Here is a 19,448-nt window from a genome sequence, read left to right as displayed (position 1 = left end):
AGGTGTGAATATGAATTTACCGGATATGATCTTATATAACGGAAAAATTACTACCCTTGATCCCTCTCAACCTGAGGTGTCTGCTATCGCCATAACTGATGGTTTAATAACTGCAGTAGGTGGAGATGAGCTTCTTGATAGTGCCACAGAAAAAACAAAAAAAATAGACCTTAAAAGAAAGAGAGCTATTCCGGGCCTGAATGACTCTCATATACACGTTATTCGTGGCGGTCTTCATTATAATATGGAATTACGATGGGAAGGTGTGCCTTCACTTACCATTGCTCTCGAAATGCTCAAAGAACAGGCAAGGCGTACACCTGCTCCTCAGTGGGTAAGAGTAGTTGGAGGTTGGTCTGAATTTCAATTTAAAGAGAGACGGTTGCCAACTTTGGAAGAGATTAATGCTGTTTCTGAAGACACACCTGTCTTTGTGCTACATCTTTACGATAGAGCACTTGTAAATCGTGCTGGGCTGCGTGCACTGGGATACACAAAAGATACCCCAGACCCTCCAGGCTGCTTAATTGAGCGGGATAAACGAGGTAATCCAACGGGCCTTTTAATTGCAAATCCTAACGCTTCTATTCTTTATTCAAGTCTGGGTAAAGCTCCAATACTTAATTTTGACGACCAGATTAATTCAACTCGCCATTTTATGCGCGAATTAAATAGATTAGGTATTACAAGTGCCATTGACGCAGGTGGTGGTTTCCAAAATTACCCTGATGACTACAAAGTTGTTGAACATTTAGCCGAGAAAGAACAATTAACTTTGCGCATTGCTTATAATCTATTTACGCAAAATCCTAATCATGAATATGAAGACTTTGCTTCATGGGCAAAAATTGTTTCTCCCGGTCAAGGAACTGATAAGTATAAAATGAATGGTGCCGGAGAAATGTTAGTATTCTCGGCAGCTGATTTTGAAAAATTTCAAATGCCACGGCCTGAACTAGCTACGATGATGGAAGCTGACTTAAAGAAAGTAATTTCTTTATTGGTGGAAAACCGTTGGCCATTCCGTTTACATGCAACTTATGACGAGTCAATCACACGTTTCTTAAATGTATTTGAGGAAGTCAACAAAGAAATTCCTTTTAATGGTCTACGATGGTGGTTTGACCATGCAGAAACAATCTCAGATCGTAGTATGGAACGTGTTAAGGCTTTAAATGGCGGTATTGCCATCCAAGACCGCATGGCTTTTCAAGGTGAATACTTTGTTGATTTATACGGAAAGGAAGCTGCAAAGCGTACTCCTCCAATTTATCGTATGTTAGACCTAGGTATACCTGTTGGCGCTGGTAGTGATGCAACTAGGGTTTCCAGCTATAACCCTTGGGTCGCTCTTTACTGGATGGTTGCCGGAAAAACCATTGGTGGTCTTTCGATATACGATGAAAAAAATAAACTTGATAGAAAAATAGCCCTGGAATTATATTCAAAAGGAAGTGCGTGGTTCTCTGGTGATGAAGGTAAAAAGGGAACCCTTACAGTAGGTCAGTTTGCTGATATTGCTGTATTGTCTGCTGACTACTTTACTGTGCCAGAAGAAGAAATCAAAGACCTTGAATCATTACTCACCATTATGGGTGGGCAGGTTGTTTATGGAAATGATGAATTTAAAAATTTATCACCTGAATTGCCGCCAGCATCACCTGATTGGTCACCGACGGGAGTTTATGGTTATGGTGGTGCTAACCTAGCCCACACTATACTTTCTCACGATGCCCATGATCACAAGTTACATAGTTGCAGTAACCCTCTCCATCAACACACTCATACTGTAATAGGAAAAGATGGAACTAAATGGGGTATTGGTTGTACTTGTTTTGCTTTCTAAGTCAAACCCACCGGTATAATGCCGGTGGGTTTCTTTCTACAATAAGGATATGTAGATTTGAAGTAGCATTGTATATCCCTAATTGAATCTATTACTATGCGAGAAGACCGAAGAGTTGATAGATTAACTTGACTTGTTTTTTACAGCCTTCTCTCCAGGCAAAGTCTGTCCTTTTCCCTTAAGTAAAGATCAATGGGATTCCCATTTGAATCGATCACACCACACATATAAAGCCACTGCCCTTTGACTTTAATATAGGTTTCACCTCAAGACTTATAGATTTTTTCAAATTTTACACTAGAATCATTATTATTTCTATTATACTGATACTTTTTCAGGATCATTTAACTTTTGCATAAAGATACGTGCTGCAAAACTTAAAAATTTATCATCAAAGTGAATAAGATTAATATCTTGACTTGGTGTCGGATCAATAATACGAACTATACTCAAATTATCATTATTAACAAAGTCAACTAGTGAAAGAGGTATTATGGCAACGCCATGTCCATTATATACAAGGCTCAATAGAGAAATAGAAGATTTTGTTTCTATATTTGCTTCAGATAAAGATAACCCTAAACTCTCAGAATATATCTTAATAGATTCACGACAACTACATGAAACCATTATTCTACTCAGCCCTGCTAATTCTCGAAAAGAAACAAATGATTTTTCATTCAAAGGATGTTTTTTTGGAATTACAAGGACGAGCTCTTCGCTATACAAAAGGGTGCTTGTTAATGTGTCTGGAATTTGAGCACTACGTGTGATCCCTAAATCAATATTTTTGTCAACGATTTGATTTACAGCAACTTCGGATTCTATAATTTTTACTATAATGTTGGGATAATGTTGTTGAAACTTCATAATATAAGGTGTTAAATAAGTGAGGTCCTCTAATAAACCTCCTATAGTAATCACACCTCTTTTTACACCCTTTAATTCAAAAATTTCATTATAAACGTCATCAAATTGTTGCATGATAAATTTTCCTTTATCAAATAGCAGCTTACCCGCTTCTGTCATTTTGATACCTCTTCCAACTCGATGAAACAAGGGTGTATCAAGTTCACCTTCTAACACACGTATTTGCTGACTTAAAGTCGGCTGTGAAATACCTAGAACTTCCGCAGCTTTAGTAAAACTATTATTATTACAAACTTGAATAAAATACTCTAAATGACGTAATTCCATTCTTGATACCCACTCTCCGCTTTATGAAAGATTTATAATGAAAAGGACAATATGTATACGTTAACATAACAACTTTATTACCTACTACACTAATTGCAATTACATAATTTTTTTATTTTGTATTACAACAAATTTACTACTATTTATTAATTTTTCCTCCTATTTATTTAATTTATATTTAATTAGGATATTACTAAACAGAAATAACCTCTAAAAACTTACAATTTCCGTGTGTAACATCCTAACTTTTTCAACTCTTTAATTATCATTTCTTCTCCATATAGTCCAAACTATCAAATATTTGCCGAATCCCCTCTTTATGCTGTGGAAAAATAGTATCCATCAATTCAATACCTTCTAAAGTAATTGACGTATACGTGATACTACTACTTGCAAATAATATTTTGTCTCCAATTTTTTATAGGCTGATCGCCTTTACTGTATAGTAGCTCAAGCACTGCAAATTCAGTTGGATTAAGTCTATAACTTTTTATATCCTCTTCAATACGCTTAGTGATTGACTGTACTGCCCTTGATAATATAACAAATAACTTTAAAGATAAGCTCTCATCGTTACTCACGTTCCTAATTACCAATCCTTTACAAGTTATCTTGAATTCGAGATTTATTATATTATCGTCAAAATATTATGTCAATAATTCGTTTTAGCTTTATCAAGCCACTTATAATTTATTTCTCAACATAAGACATATAGAATTAGAAGAAAACAATTGTTACTATATAAGTATCTCAATTGCGTTATTTCTTTTAAAGAGAGCTTGTTTTCTAACGCAAGTTCTCTTTTGTCATATTCTAAATTGAATCCGGACAAATTTCAGATGATGTGTCTGCCCATTTATATAATATAGTTTTTAAACAAAGATTAGAGCCCTCCTTCGTGTAGGAGAGCTCTAATCTTTCATATAAATATTCACCATTTTTATCATTGCGGGGACATCAAAATTTTAACTTGATGGGGATATGGCACTACCCCCATTAATAAATATTACTAACCATATATCTAGGTTAATATCTATCATATTTTTTATAAACAGGATTAATTAGATTTAAAAAAAGATTTCTTTTTCTTTACTCGTAATAAATCACCTGTCCATCCTTTGACTCGCATATACAAATACATCCCCCCTGTTGTGAAAATGATAAATAAGAGAGCGATTAAATAGCTATATTTCCATTCCAGTTCAGGCATGTATTTAAAATTCATCCCCCACAATGCTCCTAAGGCCGTCAAAGGCGTACTTACAGCAGTTAATACAGTAAGAGCTTTCATAATTTCATTCCCACGATGAGAAGAAACAACTTCTTGTAAATGAATCATCGTGTCTAATTCTTCTTGGTACTCTTTAACAAGTTGTAATCCACGCTCTAATTTTACGTGTGTTTGTTTATAACAAAGGGTGTTTGTTAGGTTTTCTAACCAAGCTTCCTCCAAGCCTTGCAACACTTCTTGTATTAAGCGAAACACATGTGTGTTCATAAATAATTCATGACGAATATGATAAATTCTTTCTAAAACTGCTATGTTATTATGATGATAAAAATCCCATAACACATTTCTGAAATTGTTTTCAAAATAGTCAACCTTTCGTAAATAGTGAGATATAAATATTGATAAGATAGCACATAATCCTTCAGCGGAACTATTACATTTTTTTATACCCATAGGGAAATTATGTATTAATTTTTGGAAATCCTCTTCCTCTTTTTCCTGGACCGTTATCAGTATTCCATGAGCTACGAAATAATGAAGAAATTTTTGAATTTTGGCGTCCTTTTTATCTTGATCATATAAAAACGAACCATATACACAAGTTTGACTTGGTGATAACGTATAAACATATAATCCATTTTCACAAGGAGAACTTATTTTTTTTACAAATTGAGAGAAATAAGATGTTACATCACGAGGGATTATAGAAGAAAGTTTTTCAAGTTCACTAGTTTTCACATGATACCAATCCCATTTCGGCATTTTTATGCATTCCATATTATTCTTCCTTTCTGAATAGTTTTATGTTTCATCGAATAATATCCGTAATATGAAATTTATATGTAGGTATTCATGTCTTGGAGGAAAAGTTTTTAGATCCTCTAAATTACAAACTAAATGGCATAGGAGGTCTTCTTCTGTTACAAGGAAGACCTCCTATATATTAGTTATTTTCATTCTAAATTTTAAACTTTTCCTCTATACAAGCACTTTGTATCTTTTCTTATTTATATGTGGAAAAGAAGCCACATAATTTGGCACGTCTATTCAACGAACTCCATTTCGGTCGTTATTATAATTTGGATTCATATGCAGATTGATTGGTGATGTCATCAAATACTTGACTTCCAATCATATAGTATCCATGAAGTGCTGCCTCTTTCGAAGCGTCTACCATACGGAAAGAAGAAATTTCACCTTGCATTTTTTCAATTCGTTTTTTGTGGATGTCTACTATTCCTCCTGTCCAAATAATAGTGTCATACTGGTCTAACTTAAATTGTTCTTGTAATACACGCATAACGTCTTGGAAGTGTGTATCCAACTCTTCTTGAATCAAAGTATTAACCTGACTTGTCTGATGATTTTCTTCTCGACCTCCATATCCTTTTTCTAATATTTTTGGCATGTCGTTAATATGCAAGTCATCACTTTCCCCTGCATGATTCTGCAGGATATTCTTAATATTTTTCAAAGGCTTGCTACATCCTAGTTCCGTCTCATAATGATTTAAAATGACATTCTGTTTCATATCTGTCATTTCTAATGTACGAAATCCACCATCAATAATTAAGATACGATCTTGTTCCTGAATGATTCCCTCTTTTAAGAAATAGGCATGTAAAGCAACCGGTTGCTGAAGAATCAAAACATTTTCCACCGTAATATTAATAAATTTCCCATCAATTTGCACGGAAGTTTCTTTTTTTAATACATTTTGTAATTGCTCATGCTGACTACCAAAATAAGTAACGGGAAGCCCGGTCACAACTAAAGGTAACACGACATTTTCTTTATAATCCTTTGCAATGCAACCAAATATTTGTTGTTTAAACTGTTCGCTTTCATAATAATTTTCTATTTCTTCTTCAAATGGAGGAAGAAATGAAGCGTCAGATTGATGTGCTTCATTTCCCATGTAGTATGCAAAGTCTAAGTCTATAAAACTTACCTTTGTTAAATCTTCACTTTCAGCATGATTAGGTACAGGGGCTAGTGTGGAAGCTTCACTCTTAATCGTCACCTCAGAATCTACATCCTGTCGATATGCCCGCTTAGTAAAACCAATTCCTACATCAATTGCATACAGAGATTTCATACTTTTTTCCTCACTTTCTCTTTTTAGAATTAAATCTAAGCACTCTCTTCTTTCCCTTCTTTCATATATTTCTTTTCATTTTTCGTTTTTTCTCCGTCTATGTCCTTACTATTTTGATTTATTTCGTTATCCTTTTCATCTTTTTTCTTTTTGTTATTTTCGTTTTCTGTTAAATCTTTAATAGTAGAAATGACAACCGGTGTGGCTGTAAGCAGTTGTGGTAATGTTTGTTTTGCAACATTAGCTGCAGTTACAGAGAATTGTTTACTTGTCTCAGTTACCTTCTCTAATGTTTCCTTTATGTTTCCTTCTTGTAGTTTGTCTTTTACGCTTTTTCCTTTTGTTTGTATAGCTTTCCGATTTTCTTTTTTTAATAGGGAGACCATGACTCCGGTCGTAATCCCAATCACAGCATATTTAAATATTGTATGTTTCATTTTTCTCACCCTTCTCTACTTTTATTTTCTTCCATACTACAACCTAAAATAATTAACTTACCTATTTATCAGATGTTGCAATCTATTAGAGAGAATGATAGTTTTGCGGCTGTCTATCACTCGCCGTTGGTGTTTCAGCTGTTACTAGAAGTAAAATTCTCCCTTGATCTAATTTTTCTTCATATAAATTAGCTTCCTCCTTCGACAACCCCATTTCCTCCATTTGATTTCGGAGTTCGTCCCCTTTTTTGGAGAAAAAGTTGATAATACTTGTACCCAATCCTTGTTCTTTTACTCCAATCGTATTTGTGTTTGTATCATCCGCAATCTTTTTTGTTAGATGTGTTTCATGTGTTAAAACGTAAATGTCATCTTGGCGAATCCCTTGCAATTCTAGCTCTTTTACTTTCATAACTACTTCCTGTTCATTTTCATATTCATGAACCACCGGTTTTCTTTCATTCTTATGCATTGTATTTTTCCTCCCTTAGATTTTTTATTTTCTTATTTAGTTGTTATGTAATATGTAATACACCTATTTTAAAGATGTTAAACCTAAATTTTCAAAAAACTTCACACAATAGGTTATTACTGTTTTTGAATATCAAAGAAATGTCACGAGCACTTTGCTTTGATAACAGGGTTACAAATAACGCTTTGTTTGGAAGACAAGTCCATTATTTTATAGAAAATTTCTATTTAAAAAAGTTACAAAAGGAGTATAAGATATTTTTTTTCGTTAATTAAATCAAAGGAAAATAAAAAAACACTCTTTTTAAAAGAGTGCTAAAAAACATATAACCTAATAATGTTTCTAGTTTGATTACAGAAAGAAAGTCTTTATTAAAACATATAGTTGCTAATTTAATTGCGATCTTCCTTGCACCCAAGCAGCAATATCATTTATAACATACTCAGGAATATTAGCAGCACTATAATATTCATCCGGTTTACTTATTTCTCCATCCCCTTCTGTAAAGAAATGATTTAACTTTGGATATAGCTGATAATCAACGTTATCTCGTTCTTTTAATTGTTCTTTCCAAAGAGGAATTTCGATTTTTGATTGAACTTGATAGTCTCTTTCCCCTTGAATAATAAGAAGCGGTGTCTTTTGTTCTTTTGACATTTCTGCTGCTTTAATTTTCCGAATAGAATCCCAAAATACTGCTGATCCTAAGTAAAAATCTTTTGAAGGATTCTGACCAGAGAAATTTGGATCCTTTAATAATTCAAATTGCGATTTGTAGAATTTATATTGCTCCTGGTTCATTGCTCCAATAGAAAAAAGATACTCAAATTGATCTAAAACAACGTCTTGAATCGTACGAGCTGGCCCACCCATTACAATTGCCCCAGCAATATTTTGATTTTGGTCTTTTTCAATCATTTTCGGAAGCATCATTCCACCTTGACTATGACCAAGAATATATATTTGATTCTTATTTATTAGAGGCTCATTTTTAAGAAATTGAGTTACAAGAAGAGCATCATCTGTTGTCTCTTTATCAACTGTATAGAAGGGACTGAATTGTGTTTTCAACCCATGTTCATACGTTCGTTTATTATAGCGAAGGACAGCAATTCCCTTCGATGCAAGACCTTCAGCTAAATCGCGAAATGGTTTTAAAGCAAACGCTGTTTCATCCTGATCAGTTGCTCCTGATCCTTGAACAAGAATAACCGCTGGAAAAGGACCATTTCCTTTTGGAACCGACAATGTTCCTGGTAATGGAAATGCACCACTTCCAACTACTACTTCTTTATCAACAAATGATTCAGGCTTACTATATGATGGACGCTCAGCAACAGGACTAAACGACATGCTTAGTTGAAAATCGTCTATTTTTCCAGATGGATCTAGTTTAATTAGTAAAGGTACAGTCATTTTTTCAAAAACTAATTGAATCTCCACATTTGTATGAACAGGATTTGTCTCTTTTTGTGTAACCTCTCCAATTTCTATAAAAGAACCTGCTTGTAATTGAACTGGAAGTCCCTCCCAATAGCTCTTCAACCATTCTTCGGATATTATTTTCTGTAATGACCTTGAGGTTAAATCAAATGCAGATTTATAATCTTCACTATTCATATGGCGAATAAATGAAAGAGTAGTAGATATAATAGGATTTTCATCATCACTATTGTCTATTTTTTTTATATTTGTGTTTACTTCCTTTAATTTTGAAATAAATTGGTGGTTAAATGGATTATTATATGTATTAGGATATAAATTTGTTTTCAAAATTTCCGTATTCCGTCCCTTATACAAATTTGAAGAGCTCTTAAAATTTTCAGGTGAAATTACTTCCTCCGCATATGAGACTGAGGGAATTGCTATTGTAAAAATTGCACTGATAAGTAATAACTTATTACTTATTCTTCTTTTCTTACCCATACTTATTGATTCTCCCTTCAAAATTTAAAATTTCTAATACAATATGCCAACTATAAGGAAAATAAAAATTACCAAAGAGATTAATAATCTATTTTACAATCCCCCTCCCAAGTTAAAAATCTATCATTAACAAACTTCAATAAAAAACGCCTTCCCCCTCTTTTTTTATTGTTGGATTTTCCAATGACCTAGAAGTACAGCACGAAATTACATGTAACCGACCCATGAGATTCTCTGTTTCAAAAGAAAAAAGCACCCTACTAGATGCTTTCTTTAATTGTTCTCACTATCATTTATTTAGGTAATTCTCTTATTACTGTAAGATAAATTCATTCTATTTCCTAAATCTCACTTATTTCTTAATTCACTCATACCAATATAAAACCTAATAACCTACCATCAAAAAATAAAGAAAACAGGTTATTTGGCTATTCATTTCGTAAACTTAATGCTCAAATTAGTTTTTTTCACAAAGTTAAACTTTATTAAGAAAAACTTAAAGAATTTCCCTCTATATTCATAAGAACTTTTTTCTATACTCAAAAATGTAAATAGACAAAAGGAGAAACGATCATGAAGAAATTTGTAATTTGCATACTAGGAATAGGCCTCCCTATATACTTACTACCTTTCATATTACGCGGAGATTTAGACAGATTTAATCCGATTGCTGAAGAAAAAAATGTATATGCCGTTGCGAAAGGATATGGTGTTCCAGATTATCATCATAAAGGAAGAGCTATGTACTCACTAAAAGGTGTTGATGAATTAAGCAATGAAAAAGAATATAAAGTTGGAACGAACACGCTTAATGATTTTAGAAGAAAAACTTACTTAAAAATTCATGTGAAAGGAAAGTATGTCTATTCTTACGACGTTATTTCTGAAAAGGACATTCCAGAGAAAATAAGGGGACAATTGGAGATAGCAAATAAATAAAAGAGCCAATTCGTACGAGTTGGCTCTTTATTATCGCTCCTATCTACCGCTTGGAGAATTCTTTCGGTAGATTTATTACATTCATTATCATTGTTTTAACAACCATTCTTCAATTACTTTCACTGTTTCATCTTGTTGTGCTTTTGGCGTAATTAAGCTTGCATTATCACCTTTTTGCTCACCGTACATGCCAAAATGAGCATGATTTCCGCCCTTTATCATGTGCATAGTTGTATTCTTTGACATGAACCTTTTATTGTTCTCTATTTTTTCTACTGTTGCTAAAGCATCTACTTCCCCATAAATTGATAACATCGGAATCGATTTCGTAGAGAAGTCATCTGCAGGATACGAACCTAAGAAAATGATCCCGTCTATCTTGTCTTCATGTTGAAAAGCATACTTAGAAATCATAGCTCCCCCCATTGAATGCCCCGCAACATACCACTTCTGAACTTCAGGATACTGTTCCATTACACTGTCTACTGCATTGATTCCAAATATCGCTAAATTTAATGGCAACTTAGGCATCACTACAAAATGTCCATCTTTTGCGAGAGCTTCCCCTAAGTAACTATAAGCCTCAGCTTCTACTTTAGCTCCTTGATAAAAAATAACCCCTATTTTACCATCTTTCTCTCCAAAAACTATATTCTCTTCATCTTTTTTATCCTCTACTAACGATAAAGCCTCTTTCGTCGGTTTATAAGTAAACTGAGACCAAACAAAAAAACTAATACTTCCTATAAGTAAAATACCTAGTAAAGAGTACAGCGTAATTTTTATCCATTTCTTCACAAAGATGACCTCCCTAAGATGTATATATTCTATATTTTAGATTTTCATTAGTAAACATAAAAACTCGAGCATTTTTATTATGCTCAAGTTTTCATTTACTTCTTTAATTTATACTATAAATGGTCCAAGATAAATATGTAGCAAATGCAGACCATAAAAAATATAGAATTAGCAACCATGTCGATACTTTAGATAATTTGGAAGAAACCACTATGAGAAGTAACGTAGTAATAGCGACTAGTAAACAATCTACTGTTGCTAAAAATAAATTTTTTTGACTGAATTGAAAGTAGCTGAACGCTTGATTGCACATGTAATTTAAAAGGAATACAAACCAAAATGTTTTTGGCTTACGACCATATTTGTTGTAAATAATTGTAATCGACAATGCAATAAGTCCATATAATACAGCCCAAACTATTCCAATTGTCATACCAGAAGGTGTCCAAGACGGCTTTTCTAGTGCATCGTACCACATACGATCAATAGGAAAGAAAATACTAGAAACATAAAACAAACCATATGTTAGTAAAAATACTATAATACTAGATTTTTTCATAAACATTCTCCTTTTTACTAGAAGATTATAGAAACTTTATATGATTAGTATGTCCTCGTATTGGATAAATTTCTAATATTTAAATTTCAAATACATATTGTTTAATCTATTTTATACGAACTCTTTCATACTTTTATATGCAAAAAGTGCTCTCTCACGTGCTGCCTTATGATCAACAATTGGTAAAGGATATGTATGACCAAGCTTTATATTGGCCTTTTGTAAAATATGCTCAGGTGCATCCCAAGGTTTATGTATATATTTATTAGGCACATCTCTTAATTCTGGTACCCATCTTCTTATATACTCTCCATTTTTATCAAACTTTTCTCCTTGTGTGATGGGATTAAAAATACGAAAGTACGGTGATGCATCTGCCCCACTTCCAGCAACCCATTGCCATCCCATTGTATTATTTGCAATATCAGCATCTAGTAGTGTATCCATAAACCATTTTGCTCCTTCTTGCCACGGAATTAACAAATGCTTTACAAGAAAAGAGGCTACAGCCATTCTTGCTCGATTATGCATAAAACCTGTTTGCCATAGTTCCCGCATTCCCGCATCAATAAACGGATAACCAGTTTCACCCTTCTGCCATACTGTTAATAACTCCTCTTCATTATTCCATGGAAAATGTTCAAAGCTCTTATTAAGAGGTTTATATACTGTAAATGGATAATGATATAGCAAATAATAAGAAAACTCTCGCCAAATCAATTGACGGATAAAACTATTCACTTGTTTTTCAAAAAGACTACATTGTCTTTCGGTACTTTTATTGATTAAGTAATGATACATCCACCTCACTGATATTTGGCCAAATGAAAGATATGGTGCCAACATCGAATGAGCATTTTCATTTGGAAAGTCTCTTCCTTCACTATAAGAGGCTAATTTGCTAGAGAAAAATTTCTTACATGCTTTGTATGCCCCTTCTTCTGTAGGCTCCCATATTGATTCAATATGAGATGTCCACCGTATAGTCGGCAGCAAATGTAATTCTGAAACAGATAAGCTTGCTGGTAAAGAGTTTCCTCCCTTTATACGCTGCACTTTACTAATAGGCTTAGGTATTTCCTGCTTTTGAAATGCATTGTAAAAAGGCGTAAACACCTTATATTCAGTGTTATCTTTCTTTTTAATAATCCACGGTTCTAATAATAAATGCGAATTAAATTCCTTACAGATAATACCTTTACCTTCTAACATTATTTTCATTTTTTGATTAGATTGTAATCTGTCCGGATCATAACAAATATTCCAATATACAGCCGTTATACCTAATTGTTCTATGAGAGAAAGTATTTCTTCCAGTGTATTTCCTTTGCGAATTATTAAAGTAGATCCCAATGCCTCAAGTTGCTTTTGGACATCTATTATAGCATGGTGTAACCACCACTTTGATGCACTTCCTATTGAAAAAGTTTCATCTTGTACATATACCGGAAGAACCTCACCAGACTGAACAGCCTCAAATAGAGCTGGGTTATCATATAAACGAAAATCTTTTTGAAACATAACAATAATTTTTTTTTTGCATAACTATCCCTTCTAATTCTTAAAACATATTAAATTTTATTATATAACAGTAATTTATACATAAGAATTTATTTGTCTTTAATAGATTAATTAACTTTTTCAACTATTTTATTAGTAGCAATTTTAACAACCGTTTCTTTTTCACCTGTTCTATCAATCATGAAACCATGAACTTTAATATCAGAAGGTACTAACGGATGATGACGAATCATATCTATACTCTTCTCAATATTTTCACTAACATTTTCTTGTCCACTTAGCCATGCATTCAGGCTACCACTTGAAAATTCAGGCATGCAATTTTTAAAGAGATAGTCTATTTCTCTGTTATTTTTTATGGAATCACGTTGAATTTGTAGATTAACTATATCAGTTTCTTTATCCTCTATTCCGACAACAATAATTTCTTCAACTTTTTCTTGATAAATAGCAATAATAACAGATCTCATTATATCTCCATAAGGATGTACAATTACAGAATCATAGCTGTGTATAGTCAACACGTTTTCTTGTTGAATGTTAGTTACTTGTTGGATAATCGGCTCTATTCCGTGTTCAATGTCTGTTAATAATAATACTTTTTTATTCTTTGAATTCATATGGAGCACTCCTTCTTCATTATTGTATTTATGAAACTTTTAAACTAGTAACGATAGTTGATTATTCATTACATGATTGTTACCAGTTTTTCCATTGTCCTTCTGGATCAATACTTGCAAGTCTGACCCATCCATTTTGAAATTTTTCTCGAAATGTGAAATCATTATTTAGCAAACGTTCTATATATTCAATAGGCGCTTGAATTACAATTAGTAAACGAAGTGGTGAATGATACGTCTCACTATCTGACTGCATAACGGATTGCCAAGGTAAGCCTGGCAACAAGTCACTTGCATTTCCTTGCATAACACCGAGACCTGCCGTTACGGTTTGGGTTGTTTTGTTTCCACTACCATAATAATGAGGAGCTACAGTTGAAGCGTAATATTGTAAATTTATCCACTGAGCTACTGTTCCTGGCCCTGCAATGATGCTAGCTAATATATCTCCACTTCCATCCTGTTTCCAATCATAATTATGAAGGAAAGCCCTTCCTTCCAAGTCACAATCCTGAGTTAATTCTCGTTTTCCGATAATAAAAGATGCATTACGGGCTAATCCCCATTCCGGACGTATTTCACTCCAATCTTCTGCAAATCGATGTGCCTCTTTACTCGGATTTTTTATTTTCGTTTTAAAATTAGGTAATTGTGTTAAACGCTCTCTATTTGCATGTTGGCTCACACTTGGCATAACCGACTCAATACTATCAAATGCTTCTTGCGCAGTTTCCGAAAGTTCTGGGACGTAAATCCATTCCAATTCATCCACTGTTGTTTTATGTTCAGCTGCTGCAAAAATGGTGTCCTCCGGAATTTTAATGCCTTCAGCAGACAAAGCCTCTCTGACTTCTGGAAGATTACATAAAGTAGCAAAAACTCTTGCATTGAATCCCCCTGCTGCTCCGCCACAAGCACCACACTCAAGCGCTGCATCATAAGGGTTGTTCGTACTTTGACTACTATGTCCGCACATTACAACTAAAGGCGCGAATTTTTCTGTTAATCCCACCATTTTTAAAGCTTGACGCACATAGTTCACTTTTTCTTCTTTAGTAAAACCGATAGGCAGCTCACATTTTGTATCATGAACATGATTAAGTGAGAATGTCGTATCAGGTTTTTGTAACATTGTTTTGCGAAGGTTACGAATGAAACTACCTACTCTTCTTGGCACAAAACTTCTTGTCATCATTTGTAGACCAAGTAAAGGGCCACTTATCTCAGGTAGTAACATACTTGTAAGTACATTTTGTTTCATCGTTTTAAACGTATAACTTACTGAGCTGTCTATCTTCTTACGTTGTTGATAAGATTTATATTCATTTTCATCTGTGAGCTCTTTTATTTGATGTTTCGGTTTTAATATAACTGGCAAAGAAGGATGACTGTCATTACTACCTAGTTCACTAGTCGCAATTGGTAACCCAAAGAAACCAGCTATTCCAAACGTTTCGAACGGACCTAATTTTTCTAGGTGGCGACGAAACAGTTCTGAACGTACATCAATACAAAATGCTAATTGAGCTAATACACGTTTTTTATCATTAGTTGCACGTTGCTTAGAAACAATCTTTTCCCTTAATTGCTCTGCATGCGTCTGTTCCCAAGCTTCTAGCCAAAGTTTCCTGCGAATATTTTCATCAAAACGATATGCAAATGCTAATAATTCGCTTTGTTCAGCTGCAGACATTTGTGACCATTCCAGGGTTGAAATATTCCCCCAATAGATCCAAGAAGCTATAAGTGGGACAATCGCAACTTTCTTCTCAGCCTTTTGATTTTTTGTAGGTAAATAAGGTTTGACAATGGCCAGCTCCATAGAAATTCGAACTGCTAAATATTCAATCATAAGTTCCTGTTCCTGAATTGATTGTTGGGAACGCCATAGTATCATTCCTGCCCACCCAGGCAAAGCAAGCAAGTGCCCTTCAAGGTAAGCTTGCTTGTTAGATTCAGAAATTCCTAATTCAGATAAAGCTCTTGTTAAAGCTACCTCGGCATCCTCTGGCCAATCTTTTAAAATGCTACGCTCATTTTTACTGAGCGCTGGATCAAATTTAATAAGGTGATGCCATGCACGATACAAACCTTTCTCTCGATTTGGCATCGTCCAACTTGATCCGGAGTCATCCAAATATAATTTACACCATTTAATGATATGATAATTAAGAATATCAGATAGGTTTTCACCCTTTTGATTCTCTATAAGTGAACTTACAGGTTGCATAGGAGAGTCTTTCATACTTCCTGTATTCATATAACTCATTTCTTCTGCCAGTTTATTTAATTGTGGCGATGATAATAAGCTAGAAGGTAATTTCTCTAATTTTAAAGCTGCTTGGCAAAACTGCTCCGCTTTCTTTCGCGGGATATGAAAAGATTGTGAATCAAGCCAATGAGACAAGCCACTTTGTAAAAATGATTCCTTAATCTCCCCTTTCGCCTTTGCCCAATGAATCATAGCAGCACTAGGATATATATCCACATTACGAATTTCTTTTAACCAATCTGCAACTTGTTCAAATGATTGTTTTTCAAGTCCCATCCAAGGGTGATGAGCTGCAAATGTAGCGATCGGCCAAAGTGGTGCAATCACTCGGCTAGCAGATTCAACTAACTCATTCATATTATTTTCTTGTACTTCAATGTTTGTATCTTTCTTTTTTAAAGTTTCTTTCGTTACGATTGACGGTATGCTCATCACTGATTACCTCCCTTTGATACATAATGTTTAAGATAGCTCGGATGACTTTCTACTGTCTTTTGTCTCGCCTCCCCTACTCGAACGAACCAAAGATACATTACAGCAAATATAGTAGAGGATTGATTATGAGTAACGAGAGTACTAATAACACTACCAAATAATAAGAGACATATAACAAAAATAACGGCTGAAACTGAAGGTTGAACATTTTGATACATGTCAGTATGCAACCATTTATAAAGAGAATTATGAACGGTAAAGTAAATGAGAGAAAATCCAACTAAAATAAATACGCCAACAATTCGTCCCATTCTTCCCTCTCCAAAAACAACAAGTTGTTTCCATGAAAAGTATAATGACCACCCTAAGATGAACGCACTAACTAATTCATACCCTTCTCCAGAAGTCGTAAACCAAAAAGCAATCGCTATAAATAATCCGAAAACACGTCCGACCATAATCCATAAATCAGATATCTTTTCATTAGACTGCTTCACTGCCCCAAAACGTTGTACGGAAGAACCAGCTTGTAAAAACAATGTAGCTTTAAACAAACCATGTAAAATTAAATGAATAACAGCCGCCAAATAAGCTCCTAATGCGCATTGAATAAGCATAAACCCCATTTGTGCAATAGTTGACCCCACTAGCTGACGTTTATAATCAACCTGAACTAGGCTAATTCCTGTTCCGATTAAGACAGAAATACTAGAGAAAATTAGTAAAATGATTTGTGCCATATCATCATGAAAAAGAGGTGAAAATCTAGTTAACATGATACCGCCAGCATTTACTAACCCCGCGTGCATAACAGCAGAAACAGGAGTTGGAGCAACAGCTGACTCAATTAACCATCTTTGAAAAGGCCATTGTGCTGCTGGAATCATCACAGCTACTATAATCAATAAGTTAATTCCTGTTTTCTCCAACGTTCCAAATTGAGCTACATTTTCATTCGTTAAAACTAATGTTAACTGCCACTGTCCAGTAACTTGAAAAAGCCAAATGATAGCTGCTAGCAAAGCAATCCAGCTTATTGTAAATAAATAACTAGAAATTTTTGTTGCTTCACTAACCACTTTCCACCCTTTATTTAGCCCTATGAGTAGAACCAATCCTATAAGAGTTGCTCCCCAATAAATAATCATGAAACGAAGATCATTACTTAACCATGCAACCGAAGATACACCTGTAGTAAATGTAAAAAGTGCAAAGTATTTTCGATATGAGCGATCTCCCAGTAAGTAACGTATAGAAAAACGCTGAATGATTAAACCAATTGTAAGAACAAAGAAAGCCATGAACCAAGCTAAAGTATCTAAATGCCAAGGCCCTACAACTCTATCTCCATTGTGATTAACAAGTGCGAGTAAAGAAACCAATGAAGGCAATGTAGCGATACCAATATGGATATGAACAAAACGTAAAGGCATCCTTGCATGTAAAAACAATAATCCACTTAGCCAAGAAGCGCTAAGCGCCATAAAAAATAATGTTAACAGTGTTGATGAACTCAGCGAAATTAACATGTACAATACTCCCTTCCAAACGAAAATAACCTATAAAAATTCCTTTTAAGTAAGATAGTTTTTTAATTTCAATTTTCATTCACTCTTTTCAGTACATCGTTTTTTCCCATAAAAAAAACCGACAACTTCCATAATTCAATGATTTTATATCATCATTGAATTATGGAGATTGTCGGTTTCACTTCAACTAACTTCAATAAAGTTTTTTGAAGAGCTCCCATTTTATAGAGGATAATGTATGTATTACTCCTATTAAAAAGAAAAGTATATTTCTGATCTCCTAGATTATGCAATCAATATATCAATTTATGTTATGTGCTATCTTTCAATTAAGAAACTTTTTCATTTAGTCAATATTACATATTAAAAAAATGCTAAAGCCTTAATTATAGCAAACTGTTAAAATGAGCATCTATCAATTTTTTAAAACAATTATAAGATAAACCATATTAAGCAGTTTGTCAATTTCTTTATCAGTTTTTTAAGAGTTATTTGAATTACGATTTATTATACCTAAATAACTTCAAGTTTTTTAATTATTAGCATGTTAATAAAGTTAAATAAAGTGCAAAACTTGTAGGTTTCTTAATCCTTCCACTAACCTTAAGTTTTATTTTCAAAATTTTTCCTCAAGATTATGAAGCAATTTAAAAATCATTACTCGTTCGCCTGTACGGGAGCTTATATCCGTATGAAAGCTTTTCACTTTCTCTCCAGTTAATTCTAGTATAATCTCTTTCAAATCATCAATTCCAGATTCAACTAGCTCCGAACGGTTTTTCTTTATCGTTAGCATGCCATCTTTTGTTTCGCAAACAGTATATTCAGCCGGGGTTAAAATACCTTGTAAATTTACGATAATCATATCCCGTAATATATCTGTCTTAACGGATATAGAACCGCGTCCTAAGTAGTCCTTTTCCCAATGAGTAATTGCTTTGCTTATCTCTGATTCAATAGAGCCTTTTGAGCTTTTCATCTATGTATCCTCCTTCAATAAAATAAATTTACAATAACAATATAATAATCTGGATTGATTTTATTTTCAATTATTGAGAAGAATTTATTGGGGTTGTTGTAAGGTATCCTTTCATATCATAGTGATTTTTTATATTACAATATAGATTTTTTGATCATTCCCAACAAGTTACTCTTACTATAAAGGCTCTGTTGCATAGATTTCTAAAAAGGTCATTGTGGGGGGAGTTGTATTTTCTTAGCTTGATAGCGATGGGGCAGGACCCCTGTACGTTAAGAGATTAGGTTGTATATTTGAGGAGATGTACGAAACAGGTGTGAATTTAGGGTAATCTAATATTTTCCATTCAAATATGATAGAATAGAAGTATATCCAAAACGGAGGAATAACAAATGAACTCAAACACAAAACAGTTTATTTATGATATCCAGCAACGAAAGAACAATTATATAGAAAATGCTTTAATAGCAATACAACACCCTAAAAAAGAGCAATCTGAACAGGTCATTCAAAATATAGTAGAGAAGATGGATATGATGATTAGTCTAGTTACTACGTACATGAGGATTGAATCTGGATCTACGGAAGA

Annotated in this window: 18 protein-coding genes and 1 pseudogene; 4 read left to right on the top strand and 15 right to left on the bottom strand. The window is 33.7% G+C overall.

Annotation, left to right across the window (positions count from 1 at the left end; all coding sequences use genetic code 11):
* Positions 1 to 10: 10 nt before the first annotated feature.
* Positions 11 to 1,846, top strand: a complete 1,836-nt coding sequence (locus AC1DMU_RS04255; RefSeq protein WP_215559084.1) for an amidohydrolase — start codon at positions 11 to 13, stop codon at positions 1,844 to 1,846.
* Between the two features lie 140 nt (positions 1,847 to 1,986).
* Here AC1DMU_RS04255 and AC1DMU_RS04250 read toward each other — a convergent pair whose 3' ends face one another.
* The 7 genes and pseudogenes from AC1DMU_RS04250 to AC1DMU_RS04220 form a co-directional block, all read right to left on the bottom strand.
* A complete protein-coding gene (locus AC1DMU_RS04250) occupies positions 1,987 to 2,100 on the bottom strand; it encodes a hypothetical protein (RefSeq protein ID WP_142291775.1) in 114 nt (37 codons plus the stop codon).
* A 64-nt stretch (positions 2,101 to 2,164) separates the two neighbouring features.
* On the bottom strand, positions 2,165 to 3,043 hold the full coding sequence (locus tag AC1DMU_RS04245) for a LysR family transcriptional regulator (RefSeq protein ID WP_088063904.1): 879 nt from the start codon (positions 3,041 to 3,043) through the stop codon (positions 2,165 to 2,167).
* Positions 3,044 to 3,261: 218 nt separating this feature from the next.
* Positions 3,262 to 3,624: pseudogene (locus AC1DMU_RS04240) on the bottom strand (MarR family winged helix-turn-helix transcriptional regulator).
* 476 nt (positions 3,625 to 4,100) lie between these two features.
* Positions 4,101 to 5,051: a magnesium transporter CorA family protein gene (locus AC1DMU_RS04235; RefSeq protein ID WP_075308981.1), complete on the bottom strand. Its 951-nt coding sequence runs from the start codon at positions 5,049 to 5,051 to the stop codon at positions 4,101 to 4,103.
* Positions 5,052 to 5,346: 295 nt separating this feature from the next.
* Positions 5,347 to 6,372 (bottom strand): ParM/StbA family protein, encoded by a 1,026-nt coding sequence (locus AC1DMU_RS04230; RefSeq protein ID WP_088063906.1) that lies wholly within the window; start codon positions 6,370 to 6,372, stop codon positions 5,347 to 5,349.
* 35 nt (positions 6,373 to 6,407) lie between these two features.
* Positions 6,408 to 6,809 (bottom strand): hypothetical protein, encoded by a 402-nt coding sequence (locus AC1DMU_RS04225; RefSeq protein ID WP_061671948.1) that lies wholly within the window; start codon positions 6,807 to 6,809, stop codon positions 6,408 to 6,410.
* A gap of 85 nt (positions 6,810 to 6,894) precedes the next feature.
* Positions 6,895 to 7,281 (bottom strand): YflT domain-containing protein, encoded by a 387-nt coding sequence (locus AC1DMU_RS04220; protein ID WP_088063907.1) that lies wholly within the window; start codon positions 7,279 to 7,281, stop codon positions 6,895 to 6,897.
* A gap of 119 nt (positions 7,282 to 7,400) precedes the next feature.
* Here AC1DMU_RS04220 and AC1DMU_RS04215 point away from each other — a divergent pair, with 119 nt between their 5' ends.
* The gene (locus tag AC1DMU_RS04215) at positions 7,401 to 7,556 is read left to right on the top strand and encodes an acyl dehydratase (RefSeq protein ID WP_088063940.1); all 156 of its coding nucleotides are present in this window, start codon (positions 7,401 to 7,403) and stop codon (positions 7,554 to 7,556) included.
* 112 nt (positions 7,557 to 7,668) lie between these two features.
* On the opposite strand, the gene AC1DMU_RS04210 is transcribed toward AC1DMU_RS04215, so the two are convergent.
* Positions 7,669 to 9,207: an alpha/beta hydrolase gene (locus AC1DMU_RS04210; protein WP_142291771.1), complete on the bottom strand. Its 1,539-nt coding sequence runs from the start codon at positions 9,205 to 9,207 to the stop codon at positions 7,669 to 7,671.
* Between the two features lie 573 nt (positions 9,208 to 9,780).
* Between AC1DMU_RS04210 and AC1DMU_RS04205 the strand changes: the two genes are divergently transcribed.
* Entirely contained in the window at positions 9,781 to 10,146 is a 366-nt protein-coding gene (locus AC1DMU_RS04205; protein WP_088063908.1) for a YxeA family protein, read from the top strand.
* Positions 10,147 to 10,233: 87 nt separating this feature from the next.
* Here AC1DMU_RS04205 and AC1DMU_RS04200 read toward each other — a convergent pair whose 3' ends face one another.
* The 7 genes from AC1DMU_RS04200 to AC1DMU_RS04170 form a co-directional block, all read right to left on the bottom strand.
* Positions 10,234 to 10,944: an alpha/beta hydrolase gene (locus AC1DMU_RS04200; RefSeq protein WP_088063909.1), complete on the bottom strand. Its 711-nt coding sequence runs from the start codon at positions 10,942 to 10,944 to the stop codon at positions 10,234 to 10,236.
* Between the two features lie 103 nt (positions 10,945 to 11,047).
* Complete coding sequence (locus tag AC1DMU_RS04195; RefSeq protein WP_088063910.1) at positions 11,048 to 11,503, bottom strand: TspO/MBR family protein; 456 nt, start codon at positions 11,501 to 11,503, stop codon at positions 11,048 to 11,050.
* A gap of 111 nt (positions 11,504 to 11,614) precedes the next feature.
* Positions 11,615 to 13,024 carry a cryptochrome/photolyase family protein gene (locus tag AC1DMU_RS04190; RefSeq protein ID WP_088063911.1) on the bottom strand — a complete coding sequence of 470 codons (1,410 nt, stop codon included), beginning with the start codon at positions 13,022 to 13,024 and terminating at the stop codon, positions 11,615 to 11,617.
* 107 nt (positions 13,025 to 13,131) lie between these two features.
* Positions 13,132 to 13,644: a carbonic anhydrase gene (locus AC1DMU_RS04185; protein ID WP_088063912.1), complete on the bottom strand. Its 513-nt coding sequence runs from the start codon at positions 13,642 to 13,644 to the stop codon at positions 13,132 to 13,134.
* 79 nt (positions 13,645 to 13,723) lie between these two features.
* A complete protein-coding gene (locus tag AC1DMU_RS04180) occupies positions 13,724 to 16,348 on the bottom strand; it encodes a DUF2309 domain-containing protein (protein WP_088063913.1) in 2,625 nt (874 codons plus the stop codon).
* Entirely contained in the window at positions 16,348 to 17,880 is a 1,533-nt protein-coding gene (locus tag AC1DMU_RS04175; protein WP_088063914.1) for an NADH dehydrogenase subunit 5, read from the bottom strand. The genes AC1DMU_RS04180 and AC1DMU_RS04175 overlap by 1 nt, the downstream gene beginning before the upstream one ends.
* 616 nt (positions 17,881 to 18,496) lie before the next feature.
* The gene (locus AC1DMU_RS04170) at positions 18,497 to 18,859 is read right to left on the bottom strand and encodes a Na-translocating system protein MpsC family protein (protein WP_001968557.1); all 363 of its coding nucleotides are present in this window, start codon (positions 18,857 to 18,859) and stop codon (positions 18,497 to 18,499) included.
* A gap of 392 nt (positions 18,860 to 19,251) precedes the next feature.
* Here AC1DMU_RS04170 and AC1DMU_RS04165 point away from each other — a divergent pair.
* The coding region (locus tag AC1DMU_RS04165; protein ID WP_476941473.1) for a hypothetical protein at positions 19,252 to 19,448 on the top strand (197 nt) is incomplete at its 3' end.

Source organism: Bacillus sp. 01N45, from assembly GCF_056399205.1.
The sequence above is the reverse complement of the archived record's forward strand: the minus strand, read 5'-3'. Positions and strand labels throughout refer to the sequence as shown.